Source organism: Dryocola boscaweniae, assembly GCF_025215095.1.
GTDB classification, from domain to species: Bacteria; Pseudomonadota; Gammaproteobacteria; order Enterobacterales; family Enterobacteriaceae; genus Dryocola; species Dryocola boscaweniae.
Map to the genome: position 1 here is coordinate 95,113 of NZ_JALHAP010000081.1, position 18,531 is coordinate 113,643.

Genomic DNA, 18,531 nt, shown 5'->3' on the forward strand with positions numbered 1-18,531 from the left:
ACGGCTAAAACGGTGCGCAGTAAGATGCGCTCCGCATTCGGCGAGTAGCGCAGCTTGGTAGCGCAACTGGTTTGGGACCAGTGGGTCGGAGGTTCGAATCCTCTCTCGCCGACCACATTCAGAAAAACCTGCTTCGGCAGGTTTTTTTACGTCTGTAGCTTACAGAGGATGAGAACCTCCGAAGGAGGTTTGAGCCGAGCGCAGCGAGACAACGTTGCTTTAGCAACGGCCCGCAGGGGGATAATCCTCTCTCGCCGACCACATTCAGAAAAGGCCAGCTTTCGAGCTGGCCTTTTTGCATCTGTAATTTATGCATCCGTAGGTTGGATAAGCGTCAGCGCCATCCAACGATTATTATGGACAAAGGCGGATACCGCATTGCTTATCCGCCCTACAAATCCCCCTCTCTTCCCAAAATACCCGTTCCATCGTCCAACACACGCCTTTATATGATTTTGTGACATATTCCATCGTATTTTGTTATGAAAAACCGTGGTTTTTTGCTCCATTGCTTATGTTTCCATCTAGCACGATTCGCTGTAAGAGATGCAGATCACAAAATAAATCGTTCATATAATCATCGTTCGGCAAGAAATTTTTTAAAAAGCGCGCAACCGATTACCGCTATCGGTTGCAAATTAAGCAGTGTAATATTCTGGTAACAAGCCCGTAGCATAAATTTCCCTGCTGGAAATGACCCTGCTGGCTTTTTTTTAACTTTGTTCGCTGTTTCTCACCCCGGTTGTAAATCCCCGATACCTGTATTGACGTTTAAACGATCTGTTGACAGATTGTAGGGCGTGAGGGGCACTTTATGGACAGTCCGCACTACCACACAGCTAGCCTGACGAAAGGAACCCCTGGCCTCACCAACGCCCGCGGGCACACCGGACAGACCGCACTCAAATAACAAAGGTCTAACGGATAAAAACAACACATCTCACATTGGAGCAGAAGAATGAGTATTTCCTTGAAGAAGTCAGGGATGCTGAAATTTGGTCTGAGCCTGGTAGCTTTGACCGTTGCAGCCAGCGTTCAGGCTAAGACCCTGGTTTATTGTTCAGAAGGATCGCCTGAAGGTTTTAACCCTCAGCTTTTCACTTCTGGCACAACTTACGATGCCAGCTCAGTGCCAATCTATAACCGTCTGGTCGAGTTCAAAATCGGCACCACAGAAATCATCCCGGGCCTTGCTGAAAAATGGGAAGTGAGTGAAGACGGCAAAACCTATACCTTCCACCTGCGTCAGGGCGTGAAGTGGCAGGACAATAAAGACTTCAAACCAACGCGTGATTTCAACGCCGACGACGTTGTGTTCTCCTTCGATCGTCAGAAAAACGCCCAGAACCCGTACCATAAAGTTTCTGGCGGCAGCTACGAATACTTCGAAGGCATGGGCCTGCCGGACCTGATAAGCGAAATCAAGAAAGTGGACGACAAAACCGTTCAGTTCGTGCTGACTCGCCCGGAAGCGCCGTTCCTGGCGGATATGGCGATGGACTTCGCTTCCATCCTGTCCAAAGAATATGCGGACAACATGATGAAAGCCGGCACGCCGGAAAAAACTGACCTTAACCCAATCGGTACCGGTCCGTTCCAGCTTCTGCAATACCAGAAAGACTCCCGCATTCTGTACAAAGCGTTCCCGGGCTTCTGGGGCACCAAGCCGCAAATTGACCGTCTGGTCTTCTCCATCACGCCTGACGCCTCCGTGCGTTACGCTAAGCTACAGAAAAACGAGTGCCAGGTGATGCCGTACCCGAACCCGGCTGACATCGCTCGTATGAAGCAGGACAAGAACATCGATCTGATGGAACAGGCTGGCCTGAACGTGGGTTATCTTTCCTTCAACACCGAGAAGAAACCGTTCGATGACGTAAAAGTACGTCAGGCGCTGACTTACGCGGTGAACAAAGAAGCGATCATCAAAGCGGTTTATCAGGGCGCCGGCACCGCCGCTAAAAACCTGATCCCACCAACCATGTGGGGCTACAACGATGACGTGAAGGACTACACCTACGATCCTGAGAAAGCGAAAGCGCTGCTGAAAGAAGCAGGCCAGGATAAAGGCTTCACCGTTGACCTGTGGGCAATGCCTGTTCAGCGTCCGTACAACCCGAACGCTCGCCGTATGGCTGAGATGATTCAGGCTGACTGGGCGAAAGTCGGCGTTACCGCCAAAATCGTCACCTACGAGTGGGGCGAGTACCTCAAGCGCGCTAAAGCGGGCGAGCACCAGGCCGTGATGATGGGCTGGACCGGGGACAATGGGGATCCGGACAACTTCTTCGCCACGCTGTTTAGCTGTGATGCGGCGAAAGACGGCTCTAACTACTCTCGCTGGTGCTACAAGCCGTTTGAAGAACTGATCCAGCCTGCGCGTGCGGCAGAAGATCACAACAAACGTATCGAGCTGTACAAGCAGGCTCAGGTAGTGATGCATGACCAGGCTCCGGCGCTGATCATTGCTCACTCCACCGTATACGAGCCTGTGCGTAAAGAAGTGAAAGGTTATGTGGTTGATCCATTAGGCAAACATCACTTCGAAAACGTGTCTGTCGAATAATAAAACGGACCCAACCCGAAGCCGGTTGAATACGTAGGGTGGATAAGCGATAGCGCCATCCACCACTTATGTGGTTGCGGCGGATGGCGCACTGCTTACCCGCCCTACGGTTCAGCCCTTCGCAAGCTTCGGGTGAATAAATTATTCCCTCTATGATGAGGGAAAGATTTGTGAGCAATACAATCCTTGTGCTGCAAAGCCCAGGGAGATTACAGAGAATCCGGGATATGTTGCAGTTCATCCTTCGACGTCTGGGGCTAGTTATCCCCACGTTTATCGGTATTACCCTACTTACCTTCGCCTTTGTGCATATGATTCCCGGTGACCCGGTGATGATCATGGCCGGCGAGCGTGGTATCTCTCCTGAACGTCATGCCCAGTTGCTGGCCGAACTCGGTCTCGATAAGCCGATGTGGCAGCAGTACCTCCATTACATATGGGGCGTAATGCACGGCGATTTAGGCATTTCGTTAAAAAGCCGCCTCCCGGTATGGGATGAGTTCGTGCCGCGCTTTAAAGCGACCATGGAACTCGGCGTATGCGCCATGATTTTCGCCGTTGCCGTGGGTATCCCGGTTGGCGTGCTGGCAGCCGTTAAACGCGGTTCCATCTTTGACCACACTTCGGTTGGCCTGGCGCTTACCGGTTATTCCATGCCTATCTTCTGGTGGGGCATGATGCTTATCATGCTGGTTTCGGTGTACTGGAACCTGACTCCGGTTTCCGGGCGCGTCAGCGATACGGTATTCCTTGACGACACCATGCCGCTTACCGGTTTTATGCTGATAGACACCGCTATCTGGGGCGAACAGGGCGACTTCATCGATGCGCTTGCCCATATGGTCCTGCCTGCCGTCGTGCTCGGCACCATTCCATTAGCGGTAATCGTGCGTATGACCCGTTCTGCCATGCTTGAAGTGCTTGGCGAAGACTACATCCGTACCGCGCGTGCGAAAGGCCTGACGCGTATGCGCGTCATCGTGGTTCATGCCCTGCGCAACGCAATGTTGCCGGTGGTGACGGTTATCGGCCTGCAGGTCGGGACGCTGCTTGCCGGCGCGATTCTGACGGAAACCATTTTTTCCTGGCCGGGCCTTGGCCGCTGGCTTATCGACGCGCTTCAGCGTCGTGATTACCCGGTAGTGCAGGGCGGCGTATTGCTGGTGGCGACGATGATTATCCTCGTTAACCTGCTCGTCGACTTACTGTACGGCGTGGTGAACCCGCGTATACGCCATAAGAAATAAGGGGCCATCATGACGCAAGTAACTGAAAGTAAAGTAGTGGCGGCGCCGAAGCCAATGACGCCATTCCAGGAGTTCTGGCACTATTTCAAACGTAACAAAGGCGCGGTCGTAGGCCTCGTGTACGTCACGGTGATGATTCTGATTGCCATCTTTGCCAACGTCCTCGCCCCGCACGGCCCGGCTGAACAGTTCCGCGATGCGCTGCTGCATCCGCCGGTCTGGCAGGAAGGCGGTAGCTGGCAGTTTATTCTCGGTACCGATGACGTAGGCCGCGACATTATGGCTCGCCTGATGTACGGCGCGCGCCTGTCGCTGCTGGTGGGCTGCCTGGTCGTTGTGCTGTCGTTGATTATGGGCGTGATACTCGGCCTGATAGCCGGATATTTCGGCGGCCTTATCGACAACATCATCATGCGTATCGTTGACATTATGCTGGCGCTGCCAAGCCTGCTGCTGGCCCTGGTGCTGGTGGCGATCTTCGGCCCGTCGATTGTTAACGCCTCGCTTGCTCTGACGTTCGTTGCGCTGCCGCACTATGTGCGACTGACGCGTGGCGCGGTGCTGGTGGAAGTTAACCGCGATTATGTCACCGCTTCCCGCGTGGCGGGCGCAAGCCCGATGCGCCAGATGTTCATCAACATTTTACCGAACTGCCTTGCACCGCTTATCGTGCAGGCGTCTCTGGGCTTCTCTAACGCCATTCTCGATATGGCCGCTCTTGGCTTCCTTGGCATGGGTGCGCAGCCGCCAACACCGGAATGGGGCACCATGCTCTCCGATGTGTTGCAGTTCGCGCAAAGCGCCTGGTGGGTTGTCACCTTCCCCGGTGTCGCAATCCTGCTGACGGTGCTGGCATTTAACCTGATGGGTGACGGGCTGCGTGATGCGCTCGATCCTAAACTCAAGCAGTAAAGGGCGACGTAATGGCGTTATTGAATGTAGATAAATTATCGGTGCACTTCGGCGACGAAGGGACACCGTTCCGTGCCGTAGACCGCGTAAGTTACACGGTAAATCAGGGCGAAGTTGTCGGTATTGTAGGCGAATCGGGTTCCGGTAAATCCGTCAGCTCGCTGGCGATTATGGGGCTGATTGATTATCCAGGCCGCGTCATGGCCGAGAAGCTGGAATTTAACGGCCAGGACCTGCAGAAGATTTCTGAGAAAGAGCGTCGCAATCTGGTAGGCGCCGAAGTGGCGATGATTTTCCAGGACCCGATGACCAGCCTCAATCCTTGCTACACCGTTGGTTTCCAGATAATGGAAGCGATTAAGGTGCACCAGGGCGGCAACAAGAAAACCCGTCGTCAGCGTGCCATCGACCTGCTGAACCTGGTGGGTATTCCCGATGCGGCATCGCGTCTGGACGTTTATCCGCACCAGCTTTCCGGTGGGATGAGCCAGCGCGTGATGATAGCGATGGCGATTGCCTGTCGTCCAAAACTGCTGATTGCCGATGAACCGACCACCGCGCTGGATGTCACTATTCAGGCGCAAATCATCGAGCTGTTACTGGAACTGCAGCAAAAAGAAAATATGGCGCTGATCCTTATCACCCATGACCTTGCGCTGGTGGCCGAAGCGGCACACAAAATTATCGTGATGTACGCAGGTCAGGTGGTGGAAACGGGCGAAGCGAAGGACATCTTCCGCGCACCGCGTCACCCTTATACCCAGGCGCTGCTGCGCGCGCTGCCGGAATTTGCGCAGGACAAAGCCCGTCTGGCCTCGCTGCCGGGCGTTGTACCGGGCAAGTACGACCGCCCGAACGGCTGCCTGCTGAACCCGCGTTGCCCGTATGCGACAGACCGCTGCCGTGCCGAAGAGCCGGAACTGAATCTGGTGGACAACGGACGTCAGTCCAAATGCCACTACCCACTCGATGATGCCGGGAGGCCAACCCTATGAGTACCGAACAGGCCGCCACGCAACCGCTGTTGCAGGCCATCGACCTGAAAAAACACTACCCGGTGAAAAAGGGCATTTTCGGCCAGGAACGCCTGGTGAAAGCGCTCGACGGGGTTTCCTTTAACCTCGAACGCGGTAAAACGCTGGCGGTAGTAGGCGAATCCGGCTGTGGGAAATCCACTCTCGGCCGCCTGCTGACGATGATCGAAATCCCGACCGGCGGCGAGCTGTACTATCAGGGCCAGGACTTGCTCAAGCCTGATGAAACGGCGGAAAAGCTGCGTCGCCAGAAGATCCAGATTGTGTTCCAGAACCCGTACGGCTCGCTGAACCCGCGTAAAAAAGTGGGGCAAATTCTGGAAGAGCCGCTGCAAATCAACACCAGCCTGAGCAAAGCCGAACGCCGTGAAAAAGCGCTGGCGATGATGGCGAAGGTCGGCCTGAAAACCGAGCATTACGACCGCTATCCGCATATGTTCTCCGGCGGCCAGCGTCAGCGTATCGCTATCGCACGCGGTTTGATGCTGGATCCGGACGTTGTGATTGCGGACGAACCTGTTTCCGCGCTGGACGTATCCGTGCGCGCGCAGGTGTTGAACCTGATGATGGATCTGCAGCAGGAAATGGGGCTGTCGTACGTGTTCATATCTCACGACCTGTCGGTGGTAGAGCACATCGCTGATGAAGTGATGGTGATGTACCTTGGCCGTTGCGTGGAGAAAGGTACGAAAGACCAGATCTTCTCCAACCCGCGTCATCCGTACACGCAGGCGCTGCTTTCAGCCACGCCGCGCCTGAACCCGGACGACCGTCGCGAGCGCATCAAGCTGACCGGCGAGTTGCCAAGCCCGCTGAATCCGCCTCCGGGCTGTGCGTTCAACGCCCGCTGCCGTCGTCGTTTTGGGCCGTGCACGCAGCTTCAGCCGCAGCTCAAAGAGTACGGCGGCCAGTTAGTGGCTTGCTTTGCTGTTGACCAGGATGAGAACGGGGAAATTCGTTAAAATATAAAGCCGGGGATTCTCCCGGCTTTTTTGTAGGGCGGATAAGCTTGCGTCATCCGCCTTCTGGAACGTTTAGGGTGGGTGACGCTCGTGCTTACCCACCCTACAGTTACTGTATTTTTCCAGTCTGTAATATTGCGCAGCCGCTTGGTATATTTTCCCTTTAAATAATCACACAAATATTCCTTTCGCGATAAATGTTAATTTCTCTCACAAAATAAATCTTTGGGCTTTCTTATTTTTTAACGTATCGCACAGCTTAAAATAGGGTTATTTGCTTTATGTCGGGATAAATAATGTGCTACTGCCTTGACGGACTAATACTTTATGCTTATATAGAATTGAATAAGAAAAAAAGATGGAGATATGGCTCAGGCTATCGATATCATATTACGAATAACCCGCCGTGCAGGTTACGGAAATAATAATAAATAGTGTAATTATCACGCCACGCAAATGAAACACGCTGCGTGGCGTTTGTATGTATGTCACTGCCGCAGACAAAACTTTAATTTCCAGCAATGCCTGGCCACGATAAAGCCGTGCGTGGCATTCATAATATTTACTTGTAAATCATGGGCATCGAAATGAAAAGTTATGATGATTTGCAGCGTTTCAAGGACAAGACACGCACGGGCGCTATTGGGTTCAAGGATATGTCGGCGCAAACTCAGCAGTTAAGCACCAGTAACTGGGCGATTATCAAACAGCTTTCCGGCGATAACGATGATTCGGTGCTGGCGCAGGCCGGCAGCGTCGCGGTGCCTGTACCGCAGGCGATCAAACCCGGCGAATTTGACGCAGCTTTTGCTAAGCCGATACCTGCACAGGTTATTGAGCCGGTGGGCGCGCATCACTCTATTCTTGGCAGCCTGAACGCGGCTATGCCAGTTGAAAAAGCCGCAGAAAATTCGCTCCCGGAAGAGAAACCCGCGGCGGCTTCCCTGTTTGCACAACTGACCCCCGCCGCCGCGGCCCCTGCGCCATCTGCTGCTCCAGCTTTTGAACCCGCGAAACACTATGCCGCGCCGGCAAAAGCCGAACCTGTGCGTTTTGAACAGCTTTTTGCGGCCAAAGGGGCAACGACGACAAACCATCCTGCCAAAGACCTCCCGTTACAACCGCTCCTGGAGATGATTGCTTCATGCCGCTAGTTTGTGTTTGCTCGCCAAAAGGTGGGGTAGGAAAAACCACGATCACCGCCAACCTGGCGTACGCCCTGGCGCGTTCCGGCAGCAAAGTGCTGGCCATTGATTTCGATGTGCAAAACGCGCTGCGTCTGCATTTTGGCGTACCGTTGTCCGACGGACGCGGCTTCGTGGCTCGCGCCAGCGAGTCTGCCGACTGGAGCCAGTCCGTGCTCACCGCGGGCAGCAACATGTTTGTGCTGCCTTATGGCGATGTTACTGAAGAACAGCGCCTCGATTTCGAACAGCGTCTTACTAACGACAGCCATTTCCTGACGCGTGGATTAAGCGCCCTGCTTAATTATCCCGGCCTGGTGATTCTGGCTGACTTCCCCCCGGGACCCAATCCTGCGCTGAAGGCCATGTCTCAACTGGCCGACCTGCATCTGGTGACGATGCTGGCGGATACCGCTTCGCTGTCGCTCCTGCCGCACATCGAAAACCATCGGCTGACGGGCGGCGAGCCGCTTAATCATAAAGCCGGATATTATTTCCTGATAAACCAAAGCGATAGCCGTCGTCACATTAGCCGTGATGTCACTGCTTTTATGCAGCAGCGTCTCGGCGATCGTCTGCTCGGCATTATTAACCGGGATGAAAGCGTCGCTGAAGCCAATGCCTCACAGCAATCGATATTTGATTTCAGCGCAGCCTCTGCCGCTGCTTTTGATATTGAGCTGGTGAGCAAACGCGTGGCGGGCATTCTGGGAATAAAAATTGGTGACGGTGCTGTACACGCCGGTCTGAGAACGTCTAATTTCTGAACACACTTTCAGGAAGTCCTATGAAAAAGGCCCTGTTTTATTTACTGCTATTGGTGTTGGCGCCAATAGCCGTGCTGATCGTTATTACGCCTATGGACAGCCAAAAGCAGTATATTTTTGGTTTAATCAGCATTGGCGTTTTGTTTTTATTAGGTTTTAGCAAAAAGCACAGCATTTCCGTCATCATGATGGTGGTGGCTGTTTTAATGTCTACCCGATATATCTATTTTCGTGCAACGCAGACCCTGCATTTTAATTCTGAAATAGAAGCCATACTGGGCATCGGTCTTTTTTTAGCAGAACTCTACATTTGGATAATTATAATGTTGAGCTATCTGCAAAACCTCTTCCCGCTTAAGCGCACGATTGTGCCGCTGCCCGATGACACGTCAAAATGGCCAACCGTTGACGTCTATATCCCGACGTATAACGAAAGCCTGGAGGTGGTGCGTGATACCGTACTGGCGGCCCAGTGCCTTGATTATCCTGCCGATAAACTAAAAATCTATTTGCTGGATGACGGTAAGCGCAGCGAATTCGCGGTGTTCGCCGCAAACGTCGGCGTCGGCTACATCACGCGTAACGACAACTCTCACGCCAAGGCGGGCAACCTCAACCACGCCATGAAGCTGACAAAAGGTGAGCTGATCTGCGTGTTCGACTGCGATCACGTTGCCACACGTATCTTCCTGCAGGCGACCGTTGGGGCGTTTCTGGTTGACCCGCGACTGGCGCTAATGCAGACGCCGCATTACTTCTATTCTCCGGACCCGTTTGAGCGCAACCTTTCCGTCGGGCGAAATATTCCCAACGAAGGCCAGCTTTTCTACGGGCAAATTCAGCGCGGCAACGATAACTGGAACGCGACGTTTTTCTGCGGTTCCTGCGCGGTTATCCGTCGCAGCGCGCTGGAAGAAATCGGCGGCTTTGCCGTTGAAACTGTTACCGAAGATGCGCACACCGCGCTGAAAATGCAGCGTCTGGGCTGGAAATCCGCCTATCTGGATATCCCACTGGCGGCAGGCCTTGCCACCGAACGTCTGGTGCTGCACGTCATTCAGCGAACCCGCTGGGCGCGCGGCATGACGCAAATCATGCGTCTGGACAATCCTCTTTTAGGCCGCGGCCTGAAGTGGCAGCAGCGCCTTTGCTACCTGACGGCGATGCTCTCGTTCCAGTTTGCTTTGCCGCGCGTGGCGTTCCTGACCGCGCCGCTGGCTTATCTGCTGTTTAACCTGAACATTATCCACTCCTCGGCGAGCCTGATTTTCGCCTATATGTTGCCGCACCTGTTCCTGTGTATTTACCTGAACTCGCGGCTGAACGGGCGGTTCCGCTACAGCTTCTGGGGCGAAATCTACGATATGGTGCTGGCGTTCCATCTGATTCTGCCAACCATCATCACGCTGATATTCCCGAAACGTGGCAAATTCAACGTAACGGACAAAGGCGCGCTGCTGGACGTAGGCTATTTCGATTTCAGTATCGTGCGTCCGCACATTGTCATCGCAGTGCTGCTTGCGATAGGCGTTATCGCCGGGATTGTGCGCGCCTGCGCCCATGACTATTTTGGCGTCGACCCGAAAGTTATCGCGCTGAACGTAGCCTGGGGCGTATACAGCCTGATCTTCCTGCTGGCGGCGATTGCCGTTGCGCGTGAAACCCGGCAGACGCGTAAAACCATTCGTATCGACGTTAGCGTGCCGGTTGTTATTCACTATGCGAGCGGCATTTCTTCGCGTAGCCATACTCTTGATTTATCCATGGGCGGCTGCCGCATCGCGGTGGTGGATGAACGCCATCTGCATGACGAAATCGAAGAAGTAGAGCTGCAGTTGCAGTCTGGCACCATCAGTATTCCGGTTAAGATAATCGCCAGCGACGACAAATCTATTCGCCTGATGTTCGACGAAATTCCCCTCGACCGCCGCCGTGAACTGGTGCGCGTGGTGCTGGCCCGTGCCGATGCGTGGATCCATCCGCCAAAACCGCAGGACAATCCGTTCCGCTCGTTGCTGACCATCATTCGCAGCGTGTTCGATCTCTTCTGGCTGACCTGGAAATCCCGCCGTGAAAATCGTCGTCGACGTCTTGAAGAAGCCCGCCGCATAGATAACGCCAACGAGGACAGCGCAGTATGAAATGGATGTTCCGTAAAGCCTGCCAGATGTTCCTGGCTTTCAGCGTCCTGGCGATGCCGGTTATGGCTGAAGAGCCGACAAGCGTGGAATCCCTTCTGCCGGTAGATTTTCCGCCCCCGGCCGCGGAACCTGCGCCTGCTGGTCTTGCGCCTTCAGCCTTTACGCCCGGTAACGTCAGCAGCGTTACCGTTGCACAGATGGGGCAGCCTCTTGGCGTCGTGTTAAGCGGCGGACAGCTACAGGGCGGTATCGACTTCACCCTGTCGGCGGATCAGGTTGTTACCAACGCCCAACTGATGCTGAACCTGAAAGTGTCTCCGGCGATGGCGGCGCGCAACACTACGCTACAACTGATGCTCAACGGCCAGCCGCTTGGCACGGTGCCGCTGGGCTCGGCGGACAGCAACGTTTCTACCTACCAGCTCGATATCCCGGCGGCGATGGTGGTATCACGCAACAATATCAGCTTCAAGATTAATGACGGCGACGCGCTGCTTTGTCAGCGGGATCTGTCGGATAAATATCAGGTCACCATCATGCCGAGCACCCGGCTTGATCTGGAAGCTCAACAGCTCAATATCGGCGCCGATTTAAGCCACTTCCCGCGTCCGTTCTTTGACGAGATGCAGATGACTCCTGCGACCATGATGTTCGCCTTCCCGGCGAAAACGCTGCCTGAACAGGTGAGCGCGGCGGCGCAGGTTGCCTCATGGCTGGGGATTCAGGCTGATTATCGCGGCATCTCCTTTGAAGCCATGCAGGACAAACTGCCGGAGAAAAACGGCATTCTGTTCGGCAAGCCCGGTGAATCTATCGGCGGTCTGAAGCTTCCGGCGAGCAATGGCGCGATGCTGCAAATCATCGATAATCCCGGCAACCCGGTTTATAAGCTGTTGCTGGTGGTGGGTAATAACGATCGGCAGCTACGCAGCGCCGTCTGGCGGCTAACCCGCGGTCAGTTCAAAACGCTGACCTCCAGCGCGGCGGTTGAGCCGCAGACCATTCCGGTCAGCAAGCCCTACGACGCGCCGCGCTGGATTTCTACCGAACGTCCGGTACGCCTGAGCGAGCTGATGCGCAAAGACCAAAGCCTGACCGCCACCGGCATCTGGCATGATTCCCTGCGCCTGGCGTTCCGCGCCGCGCCCGATCTTTTTATGTGGGACGGCGACACCATTCCGCTGAAGATCGGTTATCGCTTCCCGTCGGAGCCGTGGATCGATGAGGATCGCTCGTATCTGTCGATGACCTTCAACGGCACCTTCCTGCACAACCTGCCGGTCAACAAGCAGGGCGCGCTGGAAACGCTGTGGCACAAAGTGGGCGGCGACGCGCGTCAGGAAAGCTACGACATGCCGCTTGAGCCGTATTTGATTTACGGCGACAACCAACTGGCGCTTTATTTTAAGATTGAAACCAAAGAAAACGCGCCGTGCAGCGTGCTGCTTAACAACAATATCAAAAGCCGTATCGACGAAGATTCGTGGATTGATTTGAGCAACACTCGTCACTTTGCGCTGTTGCCGAATCTTTCGTATTTCGTTGGGGCTTCGTTCCCGTTCACACGTCTTGCGGACTTCTCGCAAACCGTGCTGCTGCTGCCTGAAAATCCAGGCGAAAGCGAAATTGGCACGCTGCTGGATTTGGCTGCCCGTTCAGGCAACGCCACCGGCACTGCGCTTAGCAACAACCGGGTTATGTTTGGCCTCCCTTCCGGCGGAGCGAATCAGTTGCACCTGAGCGAAAGCGATGTGCTGGCGGTTTCCACGCTGGAACAAAGCGCGTTTAACCGTGCGCTGCTGGCTCAGTCCTCGTTTACCAGCAACGAACATACCTTCGGCGTGCGCGAACCAGGTATGTGGGAAAAAGCCCAGCGCTGGCTGGAAGGAGACTGGGGCGCGTCGGGCGTTGACGCTGACCGCTACTTCTCCTCCAACGAGGCGTGGCGTGGATTCGTGAGCTTCCGCTCGCAGTGGAACCCGTCGCGCCTGGTGGTGATGGCGATTGGCAGCAATGGCGAACAGCTTTCCCGTTTGCACAACGACCTCAGCTCGGCGCGTATCAACGCGGGGATTCGTGGCGACGCCGCCATCATCACCGATGAAAACGGCGTGCGCAGCTTCCGCGTTGGCCCGCAGTTCCCGAGCGGCCAGATGCCCTGGTACATGATGGTGGTGTGGTACGCCAACCAGCATTCGGCGCTGCTGGCGATTTTTGGCCTGCTGTTTGCGACGATTATTGGTTTGAGCCTCTATGCCCTGCTGAAACAGCGCGCGCGCAAACGTCTTAACCCTCGGGGTGATGATCGTGAGTAAAGGTGGTAGCAGAATGAATCATAAGAATAAAACCGCCAGACATTTGTCCACGCTTTGCCTGTTTGGCGGGCTGGCGATGGGAGCCATACACAGCGCGCAGGCGGCGGACACTAACAATCCGGCGTTAAAAGCCTTGTTCGAGCAGGCCAACTACTGGCATGAAAAATCTCACGACGATCTGGCGATGGAATCGCTGAAAAAAGTGCTGATGGTGGATGCCGGCAATACCCAGGCGTTATATCTGATGGCGCTGTGGTCGCAGCAGGCGGGCGATCTCAAAGGCGCTGCCCAGTGGCGTGAACGTCTGGCGTCGGTTTCCCCGCAGGACGGCAATTTACAGGCGCTTGATAACGCCAAACAGATGCAGCAGGTGCCGCGTGGGCAGCTTGATCTGGCCCGTCAGCAGGCGCGCAGCGGCAACGTTCCGGCAGCGCTGGCAACCTGGCGTTCGCTGTTTAACGGCGATCGGCCGCCGCCGAGTCTTGCGCCGGAATACTATCTGACGATGGCCGGGGAAAAATCGCTCTATCCGCAGGCTGTGACCGAGCTGCGTCAGCTCACCGCGCAATATCCACAGGACAACAGCGCGCGTATTGCGTTGGGTAAAGTGTTGACCTACCAGGAAGATACGCGTCGCGAAGGCATGGATATCCTCCAGACGATGGCCAGCGGCAGCCAGGATGCGGATAAATCCCTGCGCCAGGCTTTGCTATGGCTGGGGCCGAAGGCGGGCGACGATCAATATTATCAGACTTATTTACAGCGCCACCCGAAAGACGCCGCCGTGCAGGAGTACTTCCGTAAAAGCATTGGCGGAACGGCAAAGGGCGAAGGTTTTACCGCGCTTAACAGCGGTAATGCCGATGCGGCGCGCAGCCAGTTTGAACAGGTATTACAGACCAACCCGGAAGACGCCGATGCGTTGGCCGGGATGGGCTATGTTGCTCTGCGTAAAGGGGATTACGCCGCAGGTGCGCAGTATCTGAACCGGGCGGCAAGCCTTGGCGGAGCGGATTCAGATGCGCGTAAACAGCAGGCTGCCGACGCCGAATTTTACGGCCAGCTTGCCGGCGCGCAGGCGGCCTTTAAGCAAGGCAACGTCAGCCAGGCGCTGGCGTTAAGCGCTCCGCTGGCGCAACAAAGCGGCGAGCAGGGAACGTCTGCCAAACTGTTCCGCGCCGACGTGCAGCGTCACAACAAAGATTACACCGCCGCCGAGCAGACGCTGCGTAGCGTGCTGGACGACCAGCCGAATAACGCCTCCGCGCGTGAAAACCTCTACTACGTGCTGCGCGATCAGAACAAAACAGCGGAAGCTCAGGCGATGCTGCAAACGCTGCCGTCAAGCCTGCAGGCTAAGCTCCAGCCGCGAGTTTCCGGCGGCAACCCGACCGATCCTGTGCGCCGACAGGCGCAGCAGGCGGCGGCAAATGGCGATCCGCAGCGTGCGATTGCCATCCTGCAACAGGGCGTGGCCCGTTATCCCTCCGACCCATGGCTGCGTCTGGACCTGGCTCGCCAGTTACAAAAACAAGGGCGCAGCGCCGAAGCGGCGAACGTCATGGCTCCGTCGTTCCGCAGCAATGCGAGCAACACCGAGCTGTACGCCGCCGCGCTTTTTGCCAGCGAAAACAACGCCTGGCAGCAGTCGCAGACGCTGCTGTCGCGCATTCCGGCCGCCAGCCAGAATAGCGATATGCGCGAGCTGTCCCAGCGTGTGAACTACAACCTGCAAATGGCGGTTGCCGAACGCTATCTGGCGCAGGGCGATACCACCGCCGCCGCAAATACGCTCAAAGCGTTAGCCGTCCGTCCACCGCAGAGTCCGGCGGATGCAGGCAAGCTGGCGCGCATGCTGGCGCAAAGCGGCGACGTTAATACCGCCGTTTCCATCGTGCGGGACAATATGCGCCGTGGCGTGCAGGGCAACGCCGGCGATTATGCTGACCAGGTTAGCGTGCTTAATCAGGCGGGTCTGGGGCGTGAAGCGCAGGCGTGGCTCGCTAATCCTGAACTGCAATCGCGCAGCACAACGACCCAACTGGCGAGCCTTCGCAACGGCTATGTTATTAACGAAGCCGACCAGCTTCGTACCCAGGGCAACTATGCGGCGGCTTATGACAAGCTGATCCGCGCGATGCAGAGTGACCCGCAGAATACCGATCTGATATTTGCCATGGCGCGCCTGTATCAGTCCGGCAAAATGAACAAAGAAGCGGGTGTGGTTTACGACTATCTGATGACGCGCGACACGCCGGAGCAGGATGCCCGGGCGGGCGCCATCGACGTGGCGTTAGCCAGCAAAGACGTGGATAAGGCGAAACAGTTGGCGGCCGGGCTGCGTAACGACGAAACGCCGCAGCGTTTGCTGCTGCTTGCGCGTGTATCGGAAGCAGAAGGCAACCATCAGCAGGCGATGAGCTATCTGCGCACCGCTCGCGGCAAGCTGCTTGGCTTGCAGAACAGCAACGGCGAAACGGCTCCGATGCTCGGCGGCCTGGCGTTAGCGGATAATCCGTTTGTGGGGACTGCCAGCCGTAGCGCCAGACCAGCGTCCGCCTCGCTGTATGGCGAGGCGATGCCGTGGCAGGAAGCGCAGTTGGCGCGTAATCCGCAAACCGCTCCGCCGGGCACAACGCGTACCGATCTGCCTGTGGAAAGCGAGCAGGCCGGCACGCTGCGCCAGGTGGACAATATGATGGAGCAACTGACCGACAAAACCGCCACCTGGGCGCGCGGTGCGGTTTCCGTGCGCGGACGCGATGGTGAAAGCGGCCTGAGCAAGCTCACTGAAATCAAATCGCCGCTGCAATGGTCTACCGTCCCCTTTGGCGATTCGCGCTTTGATATCAACGTTACGCCAATCAGCCTGAACGCGGGAAGCTCATCTGAGGAGTCCAGCCGCCGCTTCGGCACCGGGGCGCTGATTCAGGGCGCGGTAGGCGAAGAGTTGTATAACGCATCAACCACCACGCCAAAAACGCTGACCGATGTCGATAAGATCAAGGTGCCATCGCAGGGCTCGCAAAACGCGTCTGGCGTAGAAGTGGGCATGGCGCTGACCGGCGACCAGTACAAGCTTGACGTTGGCTCCACGCCGCTCGGCCAGGATCTGAACACCGTCGTGGGGGGCATTCAGTGGTCACCGCAACTGACGGATTACCTCAAGCTGGTGCTGACCGGCGAGCGTCGCGCCGTGATGGACAGCCTGCTGTCTTATGTCGGCGTTGAAGACAAATACAGCGGCAAGAAGTGGGGCCAGGTCACGAAAAACGGCGGCAGCGCGCAACTGAGCTACGACAACGGCGACGCCGGGTTTTATGCCGGATTCGGGCTGTATAACTACCTGGGTGAAAACGTGCCGAGCAACAGCAACGTCAACGGGTCGGCGGGCGTCTATCTGCGTCCGTTCCACTACGATGACCGGGAGCTGAAGACCGGTATCAGCATGAGCTATATGGACTTCTCCAAAAACCTCAGCTATTTCAGCTACGGCCAGGGCGGCTATTTTAGCCCGCAGGATTACGTTAGCGTCTCCTTCCCGGTGGATTACACGCAGAAGTTCGACAACTGGAAGCTGGGCGTCGGCGCGTCGCTGGGTTATCAGTCTTATACCCAGGACGAAAGTCCGTACTTCCCGGGCGATTCGGCCCTGCAATCGCAGTTGGAAAACTACGTGGCTAACGGCTTCGCCAAAGAAGCTTACTACGGCGGCGGCAGCGAAAACGGCCTCGGCTACAATCTGCGCGCGTCGGCTGATTATAAGATTAACAAAGATATGAGCATGGGTGGCCAGGTGGGTTACGACACCTTTGGCGATTACAACGAAAGTACCGCGCAGGTTTACTTCCGCTACTTGCTGGGGAACAAATAATGAACGACCAACAACTGCTGCATTATTTCCAAAACCAGCAGGCGCAGCCGGGCTGGTTCTCGCTGATTCACATCATGATTGATAGCATGGTGACTAACGTTGGCGAGGCGCAAAGTCGCCCGTTCCTGGTGCAGATGGGCGACAAGCTGGGCGCGCGTTTCCCATTAACGCTCGCGAGAACCGTGGGCGAGCTTGAAGAGCAGATAAATGTTCAGCTCGCCGCCTTCAACTGGGGCTATATTGATATCGAGGCCAGCGAAACGGCGATGCAGATTCGCCATATGGCGCTGCCTGTTCCTGCTGACGAAGCGCAGCAGGCCGCCTGGAACAGCGCGTTTAGCGCCGTGCTGGAGGGGCTTTATGCCCGCTGGCTGCGGGATCAGGGCGGTAAATCGCATGTTTCACTGTGGCGTGAGGCGTCCCCATCGGCCACGGTGGTGCATTTCAGATATCAAAACAGCAGGTAGAGGTGAAGGAATGTGGCAGCGATGCAAAGTGCTGATGATGGCGGTAATCGCGTTGGTTATCAGTCAGCAGGCGTTGGCAGGTCAGGCGTGGGAAAGCTATAAAACCCGGTTTTTGATGGCGGATGGTCGTATTATCGACACCGGTAATAACAGCATCAGCCATACGGAAGGGCAGGGTTTCGCCATGATGATGGCGGTGAGGAATAACGACCGCGCAAGCTTCGACAAGATCTGGCGCTGGACGCAACAAAACCTCAAAAATCCCGATAACGGGCTGTTCTACTGGCGCTATAACCCGGTTGCCGCCCAGCCTGTCGCCGATAAAAACAACGCCACCGATGGCGACACGTTCATCGCCTGGGCGCTGCTCAAAGCGGGCGATCTTTGGCACGATGACAGCTATTTAAAGGCGTCGGATGCGATAACCCGCGCGCTGGTGGAGCATAACGTCATTAACTTTGGCGGTTACCGCGTCATGCTGCCGGGCGCGAAGGGCTTTAACCTCAACAGCTATGTGAATCTTAACCCGTCCTACTTTGTTTTCCCGGCCTGGCAGGACTTCGCCAACCGCAGCCATTTAACGGTATGGCGGGATCTGATTAACGATGGGCAAAAGCTGCTGGGTAAAATGCGTTTTGGTAACCCCCAGCTTCCGGCTGACTGGGTTTCGCTGTATGCAGACGGACACGTTGTGCCCGCCAAAGAGTGGCCAGCGCGTTTTAGCTACGACGCCATTCGCGTGCCGCTTTATGTGAAGTGGTTCACCCCGGCAAGCCCGCTACTGGAACCTTATAAAGCCTGGTGGGGACGCTTCGCGCGCGCCCAGACCCCGGCCTGGGTCAACGTTACTACCAACGATCCCGCGCCTTACATGATGGAAGGCGGTTTGTTGGCGGTACGCGATCTGGTCATGGGGGATAACGCTCAGGGCGAGCTGCAAATCACCCAGCAGGAAGATTATTATTCCGCGAGTTTGAAGATGCTGGCGGGTTTGGCGCGATAGTCGTTAGCGGGGCAGGATGCCCCCGTCCTTTCTCCTGAGAGAGGACGGGGCGCCCCACC

The 18,531-nt window shown here is 56.0% G+C and carries 12 protein-coding genes, 1 tRNA gene and 1 other RNA gene; all 14 read left to right on the forward strand.

Annotation, left to right across the window (positions count from 1 at the left end; genetic code table 11):
• The first annotated feature begins 38 nt into the window (after positions 1-38).
• The 14 genes from MUA00_RS16150 (at position 39) to MUA00_RS16215 (ending at position 18,472) form a co-directional block, all read left to right on the forward strand.
• Positions 39-115: transfer RNA gene (locus tag MUA00_RS16150), tRNA-Pro, on the forward strand.
• Positions 116-147: 32 nt separating this feature from the next.
• Positions 148-261: non-coding RNA, RtT sRNA (locus MUA00_RS16155), on the forward strand.
• Between the two features lie 697 nt (positions 262-958).
• Entirely contained in the window at positions 959-2,566 is a 1,608-nt protein-coding gene (gene dppA, locus MUA00_RS16160) for a dipeptide ABC transporter periplasmic-binding protein DppA (protein WP_271124049.1), read from the forward strand.
• Positions 2,567-2,793: 227 nt separating this feature from the next.
• On the forward strand, positions 2,794-3,813 hold the full coding sequence (gene dppB / locus MUA00_RS16165) for a dipeptide ABC transporter permease DppB (RefSeq protein WP_271124050.1): 1,020 nt from the start codon (positions 2,794-2,796) through the stop codon (positions 3,811-3,813).
• Between the two features lie 9 nt (positions 3,814-3,822).
• A complete protein-coding gene (gene dppC / locus MUA00_RS16170) occupies positions 3,823-4,725 on the forward strand; it encodes a dipeptide ABC transporter permease DppC (protein WP_271124051.1) in 903 nt (300 codons plus the stop codon).
• 11 nt (positions 4,726-4,736) lie between these two features.
• Entirely contained in the window at positions 4,737-5,720 is a 984-nt protein-coding gene (gene dppD / locus MUA00_RS16175) for a dipeptide ABC transporter ATP-binding protein (protein WP_271124052.1), read from the forward strand.
• On the forward strand, positions 5,717-6,721 hold the full coding sequence (gene dppF, locus MUA00_RS16180) for a dipeptide ABC transporter ATP-binding subunit DppF (protein ID WP_271124053.1): 1,005 nt from the start codon (positions 5,717-5,719) through the stop codon (positions 6,719-6,721). The genes dppD and dppF overlap by 4 nt, the downstream gene beginning before the upstream one ends.
• Before the next feature lie 587 nt (positions 6,722-7,308).
• On the forward strand, positions 7,309-7,875 hold the full coding sequence (gene bcsO, locus MUA00_RS16185) for a cellulose biosynthesis protein BcsO (protein WP_271124054.1): 567 nt from the start codon (positions 7,309-7,311) through the stop codon (positions 7,873-7,875).
• Positions 7,866-8,672, forward strand: coding sequence for a cellulose biosynthesis protein BcsQ (gene bcsQ, locus MUA00_RS16190; protein WP_271124055.1), 807 nt, complete (start codon positions 7,866-7,868; stop codon positions 8,670-8,672). The genes bcsO and bcsQ overlap by 10 nt, the downstream gene beginning before the upstream one ends.
• A 20-nt stretch (positions 8,673-8,692) precedes the next feature.
• Entirely contained in the window at positions 8,693-10,813 is a 2,121-nt protein-coding gene (gene bcsA, locus MUA00_RS16195; RefSeq protein WP_271124056.1) for a UDP-forming cellulose synthase catalytic subunit, read from the forward strand.
• Complete coding sequence (gene bcsB, locus MUA00_RS16200) at positions 10,810-13,128, forward strand: cellulose biosynthesis cyclic di-GMP-binding regulatory protein BcsB (protein WP_271124057.1); 2,319 nt, start codon at positions 10,810-10,812, stop codon at positions 13,126-13,128. The genes bcsA and bcsB overlap by 4 nt, the downstream gene beginning before the upstream one ends.
• Positions 13,129-13,141: 13 nt before the next feature.
• A complete protein-coding gene (locus MUA00_RS16205; RefSeq protein ID WP_271124058.1) occupies positions 13,142-17,002 on the forward strand; it encodes a cellulose biosynthesis protein BcsC in 3,861 nt (1,286 codons plus the stop codon).
• Positions 17,002-17,469, forward strand: a complete 468-nt coding sequence (gene bcsD, locus MUA00_RS16210; RefSeq protein WP_271124059.1) for a cellulose biosynthesis protein BcsD — start codon at positions 17,002-17,004, stop codon at positions 17,467-17,469. The genes MUA00_RS16205 and bcsD overlap by 1 nt, the downstream gene beginning before the upstream one ends.
• A gap of 34 nt (positions 17,470-17,503) precedes the next feature.
• Positions 17,504-18,472 (forward strand): glycosyl hydrolase family 8, encoded by a 969-nt coding sequence (locus tag MUA00_RS16215; protein ID WP_408639720.1) that lies wholly within the window; start codon positions 17,504-17,506, stop codon positions 18,470-18,472.
• Positions 18,473-18,531: the final 59 nt, after the last annotated feature.